The following is a 6,752-nucleotide window of genomic DNA, read 5'->3' on the forward strand; positions in this document are numbered from 1 at the left end:
GGTTACCGGGTTGGTAGGCACTTCCAACACCTTTAAACCCAGGCTGGCAGCTAGCTGCAGGGAGCCATAGTAGGAGGGGCTTTCCAATGCAATAGTATCACCGGGTTGTGTTACAGCACAAAGGCTCAATGTTAAAGCATCGGTACAGCCATTGGTGGTTACTACATCTTCTTCACTTACCACGCCGCCCCATAAAATACTCATGCGGGCAATCTGCCGTCTTAGCTGCAGATTCCCCTGTATGGATTCATATCCAATACCGTTACCAGGCATATTACGGAGGGCCTGCACCATTGACTTGGAGATCTTGGCTGCAGGAAGCAGGGAATCGGAAGCAGCCGCAATAGAGAACTTCAGTATGTTATCTGCCGCCATGTGGGCAAATACACGGTCTATCATTTCATGCACCGTTACCTCCGATGCTTTTTTTACCGGCTCGCAGGTTTTGGGAATATCGCGCAGCTTACGCGGACTAAAACGTATATAGTAGCCGGATTTAGGCCGGGGCTCTATCAATCCCTTACCCTCCAGGTGATAATAGGCCTGGAAAGCAGTGCTGAGGCTTACGCCCTGTTCCTTGCTGAGCATGCGTACAGAAGGGAGCTTGTCGCCTATTTTCAATACATCTTTTTCTATCAGCTGTTCTATACGGTCTGCTATCTGCAGGTATAAATGCTCCGCGGTTTTTAACATGGCTTAAAGATCTGATCTGGTCAAAATTACTAAAACTGCATCTGTTTTGACAACCTGCAAACTATTTATTTTGCAGCCATATCTAACTCCTTTCGCCAATATGTTTTATCCATCATTGTTGGAACGTTTGTTGAATCAGTACCAGGCACTACCGCCTATGTTACCGGCTTTAACGCAGGAGCAGTTGCTGGCGCAGCCTTTGCCCGGCAAATGGTCGGTGCAGGAGCAGGTAGCGCACCTGGTGAGCTATCAGCCGGCATTCCTGAGCAGGGTGTACCGGATCCTGGATACGCAGGATCCGCTGTTTGAACCGTATGTGGGGGACGATGACCCGGTGTTCCTGTACTGGCGCCGCCAGTCGATGGGCACCTTGCTGGAAGAGCTGGAAACCGACCGGCAAAAGATCATTCAGCTGCTGCAAAGCCTTCCGGAGGAACAATTACAGCGGGTAGGTGTGCACAAACGGTATGGCCGTTTGAACATCCTGCAGTGGACAGAGTTCTTCCTGCTGCATGAAGCGCATCATTTGTTCTCCATCTTTAAGCTGGCGCACGCGCAATAGCTTATAGCATTTTCCGGATCAGCTTTCCGGTGATCTGCACGGCCCGGGTCAGGTCCTCATTCCAGGGCAGTGCGGCGCTGAGGCGCATACAATTCTTATATTTCTGCTGGCTGGTGAACAGGGTGCCGGGCATAATGCCAATGTGCTGTGCGGCCGCCTGCCGGTGCAGCTCCCAGGTATCTGTTCTTTTATTGCACACTACCCACAGGTTAAATGACCCTTCGGGGTTGCTGAGCTGCGTATCATCGGGGTAGTATTGCTGAATGGCGCGGGCCATTTGCTGCGTTTGCAGGGCCAGCGCATGCCGTAGTTGTTTCAGGTGCAGATCCGGGCGCTGATGCTCCAGGTAGCTATATACAGCCAGCTGCGGCAGCAGGCCGGTGGAAAAGGTGGTCATAAATTTCAGCTGTTGTACTTTGGTATAATACCTGCCGGGAATTACCCATCCAAGGCGGTAGCCGGGCGCCAGCCATTTGGAAAAAGAAGAGCAGTGCAGCACTAATCCATCCTTATCAAAAGTCTTTACTGTAGCGGGCCTTTCCGGTCCGTGATGCAGCTCCCCAAAAGTATCATCTTCAATTAAGGGCACCTGGTATTTGTGCAGCAGCTGCGCCAGCGCCTTTTTGCCGGCAGCAGGCATACAGCTGCCCAATGGGTTATTATAATTGCTGATGAACAAACAGGCATTTACCCGCTTTTTACGGAAGGCATCTTCCAGCTTTTCAAGTGATATGCCGCTTACCGGGTCAGTAGGTATTTCAAGCGCTTTCATGCCCAGGCTTTCAATGGTCATAAGCAATCCAAAGAAAGTAGGGGATTCTATGGCAATGGTATCACCGGCTTTGGCTACTGCCCGCAAACACAGGCTAATGGCTTCCATGCAGCCATTGGTGATAATGATGTCCGATGAATTAACAGCGCCCTTCCAGCTTAGCGTACGCCGGGCAATATGTTTGCGCAGCGGTTCATAACCATTCAGATCATTATAATGCACAAAGGCGGATTTATGCGAACGTACTGCATGCAGCAGGGCTTTGTGCAGCTTATTAAGCGGGAACAGCTCACTGGCCGGCGCTGCAGCATCTAAAGAAATAAACCCCTTATACTGCCGTCCATCATGAATGCGCTGCATTTGCTCATTTACCTTTACCGTGGTAATGGTAGCCCGCGGAGTAGTAATAGCCGGCAATTGGGGGCGTTGCCGCTGCGTATACTGCACATAATATCCTGAGCGTTCACGGGCAGCTATCCAGCCCCTTTTTTCAAGCTGTGTATATACCTGTAAAGCGGTGCTGATGCTGATATTATGTTCCTGGTGCAGCTCCCGTACGGAGGGGAGTTTATCGCCCGCCGCATACACACCTTTTTCAATCAGCAGCTCAATTTTATCAGCCAGCTGCTGGTATAAAAAATCATCTGTTTTAGGCATAATGCTATCTGTTATGGTCAAAAATAATAAATTCTGTATCTGTTTTGGTGTGCTGTGTTGTGGTTATTTTGTATCCGGAATCAAACCTATAAGCAGATGAAAACAAGAATGCATTGGACAGAAATAGACCCCGAAGCCTATAAAGCTATGAGCGCTTTGGAAACATATGTGCGCAACAGCAGCCTGGATAAAAAGCTGATGGACCTGGTTAAAGTACGCGCTTCCCAGATCAATGGCTGCGCCTTTTGCCTGGATATGCATGCTTTTGAGGCCCGCAAAATAGGAGAAACAGAACAACGCCTGTACACGCTGGCCGGCTGGAGGGATGCGCCCTTTTTCACGCCGCAGGAGCGGGCAGCCTTAGCGCTTACAGAAGCGGTTACCCTGGTATCTGCCACGCATGTGCCGGATGATGTTTATAATGAGGCCGCGCAGCATTTTTCAGAAAAAGAGCTGGTGCAGCTACTCCTGTTAATTGTAACCATTAACGGCTGGAACCGTATTGTTGTCTCCACCAGGACAGAGACAGCGCTTCGGCCTTAATTAATAATTAAGAATGAATAATTAATAGACGTAGTGCTGGTACTTCAAGTGAATAAGCTGCTTCATGATTAATAGTCATAGGGCCAGCTTTTCAGGTGAACAACCGGTCTTCATTACTACTAATCAAAAGAGTTGTACTCCACGCAAACAAGCAGCCTCCGTTATTATTAATTATTCATTCTTCATTATTAATTATTTTTTGTGCAATTAAAAAGTTGCGCTATTTTCGTGCAACTTAAATGTTGCGCAAATGGATGAGCTGTTTAAAGGGCTCGCTGATCCGGTTCGCAGGCAAATACTGGAGCTGCTGTTACAGCAGCCATTGAATGTGAACCAGATCAATGAGCATTTTAGTGATATTAGCCGGCAGGCCGTTTCCAAACATGTAAGTGTGCTGGAAGACTGCGGCTGGATAAGGATCTACCAGGCCGGCAGGGAACGTTACGGTTACCTGAACAAAACAGCTTTTTACCAGCTGAAAGACTGGCTGCAGGAATACCTGAACCTGGACCAGCGCTCCCTTAAAAACGACCATGGCGTATTCCTGGAACGTACTACCTACAAGAAAGGTTCCCCGCTAACTTATCCTGTAATGCTGCAGGCCATGCTCAGCAAGGATAAGGATTTTGATACCCTCTTTTACAACGCTGTAAAAACTACCGGCATTTTCTGCAAACCATCCTGCTCCGCTAATCCGCGGCCGGATAATGTTATTTTCTATGCTAACCGCGATGAAGCCCTGAAGAATGGTTTCCGTGCCTGTAAGCGTTGTAAACCATAAGCACATGATCACAGTACCTATATTACATCCTGAACAATTTTCCTTTGCAGAGTGCCTGGTATTCCTCAGCCGTTCTGACCGGGAGTGCCTGCATTTTGTGAAAGACGGTTACCTGCAGCGTATGATCGTGCAGGATGGCGCCCCGCTGCTGCTGAAGATCCGCGAAGCGGCTGATAAAAAAGCACTGGAAGTGCAGGTGGTAAATCCCTGGGAAGTGGTGGTGGATGAAGTCAGCATCCGCCGTTTCGTTACGCACTGGCTGCACCTGGATGCCGATATGCAGTCTTTTTACAACTTTGCCGCGCAGGATGCGGTATTAGCGCCGCTGGTGCAGCGTTACCCCGGCCTGCGCCTCATTGGTATACCGGACCTGTTTGAAGCCATTACCTGGACTATCACCGGGCAGCAGATCAGCTTACCATTTGCCTATACATTACGCCGTCGTTTTATACAGGCTTTTGGTTATCATGTACAGGCAGAGGGGGCCGATCATTACACCTACCCGCATCCTGCGGTGGTGGCCGGCTTACAGCCGGATGACCTGATCCCCATGCAGTTCTCCCGCAGCAAGGCCCATTATATTATAGGCATAGCAGCAGCCATGGCAGAGGGGCGGTTAACAGCAGCACGGCTGCAGCAAATGGAATATACTGCTGCCAGGGAATACCTGCTGCAATGGAAAGGCATCGGCAACTGGTCGGCTAACTATGTGTTGATGAAGTACAGCCGTTTCCCGGAAGCATTACCGCTGGAAGATGCAGGCCTGCACAACGCCCTGCGCCGCCAGCTGCAGCTACCGGCCAAACCGTCGCTGGTAGCCGTAAAAGACTATACGGCACATTGGCAGCAGCATGCAGCTTATGCCACCTTTTATTTGTGGAGAAGCTTATCAAATGAATAAAGCGAAGCTCCGCTTCAATAAGGTTTCCGCTGCATTCCAGTAATTCATAGGCATAATTTATTTTCAATGGCATTCATAAATCCGCTGCATTCCAATTCGTAATTCGTAATTAACTAATTCGTAATTGTCATGGATCTCTACCACCACACTTACCAATCGCCCATCGGTCCACTGGGCCTCACGGGAAATGATGACCACATCACCGGGATCATTTTTGATCCGCGTACGCTGGTCACTATGCAATCTTTGCCGGATATTTTCCTGCAATGCATGGCAGAGCTGGATGCTTATTTTGCCGGCAGCAGCCGTACTTTCAGCTTTAACATGCAGCAAAGCGGTACAGATTTCCAGCAAACGGTATGGCAACAGCTGTTGGCCATCCCTTACGGCAATACGATCTCTTATTTGCAGCTGGCCAAACGGATCAACAATCCTAAAAGCATCCGTGCCGTAGGCACTGCCAATGGCAGCAATCATTTGCCGATCGTGGTGCCCTGCCACCGTGTAATTGGCAGCAATGGCTCGCTTACAGGCTTTGGCGGCGGTATCTGGCGCAAAAAGTGGCTGCTGGAGCATGAATGGAAGCATAAGTATGGCACACAGGAATTGTTCTAAGGGGCAATAGCGCCTGTTCGTTTGATGATCCCGCCCCGTATCTGTACCGTAGTAGTTAAGGAAAGCCTGTTATAAGTGATATGCCTGCACGATTAATTTAAGACCATCTGATCTGGTTATTTGTTTTTGCAATTCTTTTCCATAGTATGCCGGCCCGCTTGCCATTGGCCAATAGTGGCAGGAATGAGGATAATTTGTCCCCGGGACACTGATCACGAAAGTTGGTTCAACAGCTATCTGATCTGGTCAATTTTTACAGAACTGCATCTGTTTTAGATAAGTTTTTTATATGAATTTTGCTGTCTCAACCGTTATTCTAAACGTTAGCAAGATGAACGCGCAACTGGAACAGGATCTGGCGCAGATAAATGATCTATTGTCAGCAACACAAACCTTTAGTACTCACTTTTTATCCAATATAGATGAGCTACCGGCCAGTAAGTACATGCCACCGCCAGGCAATGCTACTTTACTGCCGGAGCAGGGCATTGGCGCTATGGCTGCTTTACAGCAGTTCCGTCAGCAATATGGCCCTTATCTCGCTGCAGGCGCAGGTCCGCGCTACTGGGGTTTTGTAACCGGTGGCGTAACGCCTGCCGCCTTAGCAGGCGACTGGGTGGCTTCCGCCATTGACATGAATGCAGCCGACAAAGGCGGAGCCGCCTTTAATATTGAAATAGCCACCATACAAATGCTCCGCCAGTTATTCGGGTTACCGGATGATTTTGAAGGCAGCTTTGTATCCGGCGCTACTATGTCAAACTTTGCAGGACTGGCCGTGGCAAGGCAATGGCTGGGAGAACAGCAGGGGGTAGATGTAGGGCAGCAGGGTATAGGCGTCTTACATGAGCCCCAGGTGCTTGCCTGTACGCCGCATTCCAGTGTGGCTAAAAGCCTTTCTATGCTGGGTTTGGGCAGGGATGCGCTGGTAAAGATACCGGCCCTGCCCCAACGGGAAGCCGTAGACGTAGATGCGCTGGAGGCCTGGCTGCAGCAGCACAAAGGCCGGCCGGTGATCTTTGTTGCCAGCGCAGGCACCGTAAATACAACTGACTTTGATGATCTTGTTGCCCTGGCACGTTTAAAACAGCAATATAATTTCTGGCTACATGTGGATGCTGCTTTTGGCGGATTTGCCGCCTGCAGCCCGCAGCACCGGCATTTGATAAAAGGCTGGGAAGCGGCCGACAGCATTACCATTGACGCACATAAATGGATGAATGTACCT

At 49.6% G+C, this 6,752-nt stretch carries 8 protein-coding genes; 6 read left to right on the forward strand and 2 right to left on the reverse strand.

The window, feature by feature from the left end:
• A partial coding sequence (locus tag VIM87_RS16355; RefSeq protein WP_331998032.1) for a PLP-dependent aminotransferase family protein occupies window positions 1–693 on the reverse strand: 693 nt, incomplete at its 3' end.
• Window positions 694–811: 118 nt separating this feature from the next.
• On the opposite strand from VIM87_RS16355, the gene VIM87_RS16360 reads away from it, so the two are divergent.
• A complete protein-coding gene (locus VIM87_RS16360; RefSeq protein WP_331998033.1) occupies window positions 812–1,255 on the forward strand; it encodes a DinB family protein in 444 nt (147 codons plus the stop codon).
• 1 nt (window position 1,256) lies between these two features.
• Here the strand turns inward: VIM87_RS16360 and VIM87_RS16365 are convergent, their stop codons facing one another.
• Window positions 1,257–2,684: a PLP-dependent aminotransferase family protein gene (locus VIM87_RS16365; protein ID WP_331998034.1), complete on the reverse strand. Its 1,428-nt coding sequence runs from the start codon at window positions 2,682–2,684 to the stop codon at window positions 1,257–1,259.
• A 96-nt stretch (window positions 2,685–2,780) separates the two neighbouring features.
• Here VIM87_RS16365 and VIM87_RS16370 point away from each other — a divergent pair, with 96 nt between their 5' ends.
• The 5 genes from VIM87_RS16370 to VIM87_RS16390 form a co-directional block, all read left to right on the forward strand.
• A complete protein-coding gene (locus VIM87_RS16370; protein WP_331998035.1) occupies window positions 2,781–3,227 on the forward strand; it encodes a carboxymuconolactone decarboxylase family protein in 447 nt (148 codons plus the stop codon).
• Window positions 3,228–3,477: 250 nt separating this feature from the next.
• Complete coding sequence (locus tag VIM87_RS16375; RefSeq protein WP_331998036.1) at window positions 3,478–4,008, forward strand: metalloregulator ArsR/SmtB family transcription factor; 531 nt, start codon at window positions 3,478–3,480, stop codon at window positions 4,006–4,008.
• A gap of 4 nt (window positions 4,009–4,012) precedes the next feature.
• Complete coding sequence (locus VIM87_RS16380; RefSeq protein ID WP_331998037.1) at window positions 4,013–4,909, forward strand: DNA-3-methyladenine glycosylase family protein; 897 nt, start codon at window positions 4,013–4,015, stop codon at window positions 4,907–4,909.
• A gap of 129 nt (window positions 4,910–5,038) precedes the next feature.
• Complete coding sequence (locus VIM87_RS16385; RefSeq protein ID WP_217603672.1) at window positions 5,039–5,524, forward strand: methylated-DNA--[protein]-cysteine S-methyltransferase; 486 nt, start codon at window positions 5,039–5,041, stop codon at window positions 5,522–5,524.
• A 331-nt stretch (window positions 5,525–5,855) separates the two neighbouring features.
• A partial coding sequence (locus VIM87_RS16390) for a pyridoxal phosphate-dependent decarboxylase family protein (protein WP_331998038.1) occupies window positions 5,856–6,752 on the forward strand: 897 nt, incomplete at its 3' end.

It is taken from the genome of Chitinophaga sp. (assembly GCF_036569125.1).
Taxonomy (GTDB): Bacteria; Bacteroidota; Bacteroidia; order Chitinophagales; family Chitinophagaceae; genus Chitinophaga.

Excerpts from the sequence above, each read along its gene's own strand:
- VIM87_RS16365 (WP_331998034.1), bottom strand. The coding sequence starts at position 2,684 with ATGCCTAAAACAGATGATTTTTTATACCAGCAGCTGGCTGATAAAATT.
- VIM87_RS16370 (WP_331998035.1), top strand. The coding sequence starts at position 2,781 with ATGAAAACAAGAATGCATTGGACAGAAATAGACCCCGAAGCCTATAAA.
- VIM87_RS16375 (WP_331998036.1), top strand. The coding sequence starts at position 3,478 with ATGGATGAGCTGTTTAAAGGGCTCGCTGATCCGGTTCGCAGGCAAATA.
- VIM87_RS16380 (WP_331998037.1), top strand. The coding sequence starts at position 4,013 with ATGATCACAGTACCTATATTACATCCTGAACAATTTTCCTTTGCAGAG.
- VIM87_RS16385 (WP_217603672.1), top strand. The coding sequence starts at position 5,039 with ATGGATCTCTACCACCACACTTACCAATCGCCCATCGGTCCACTGGGC.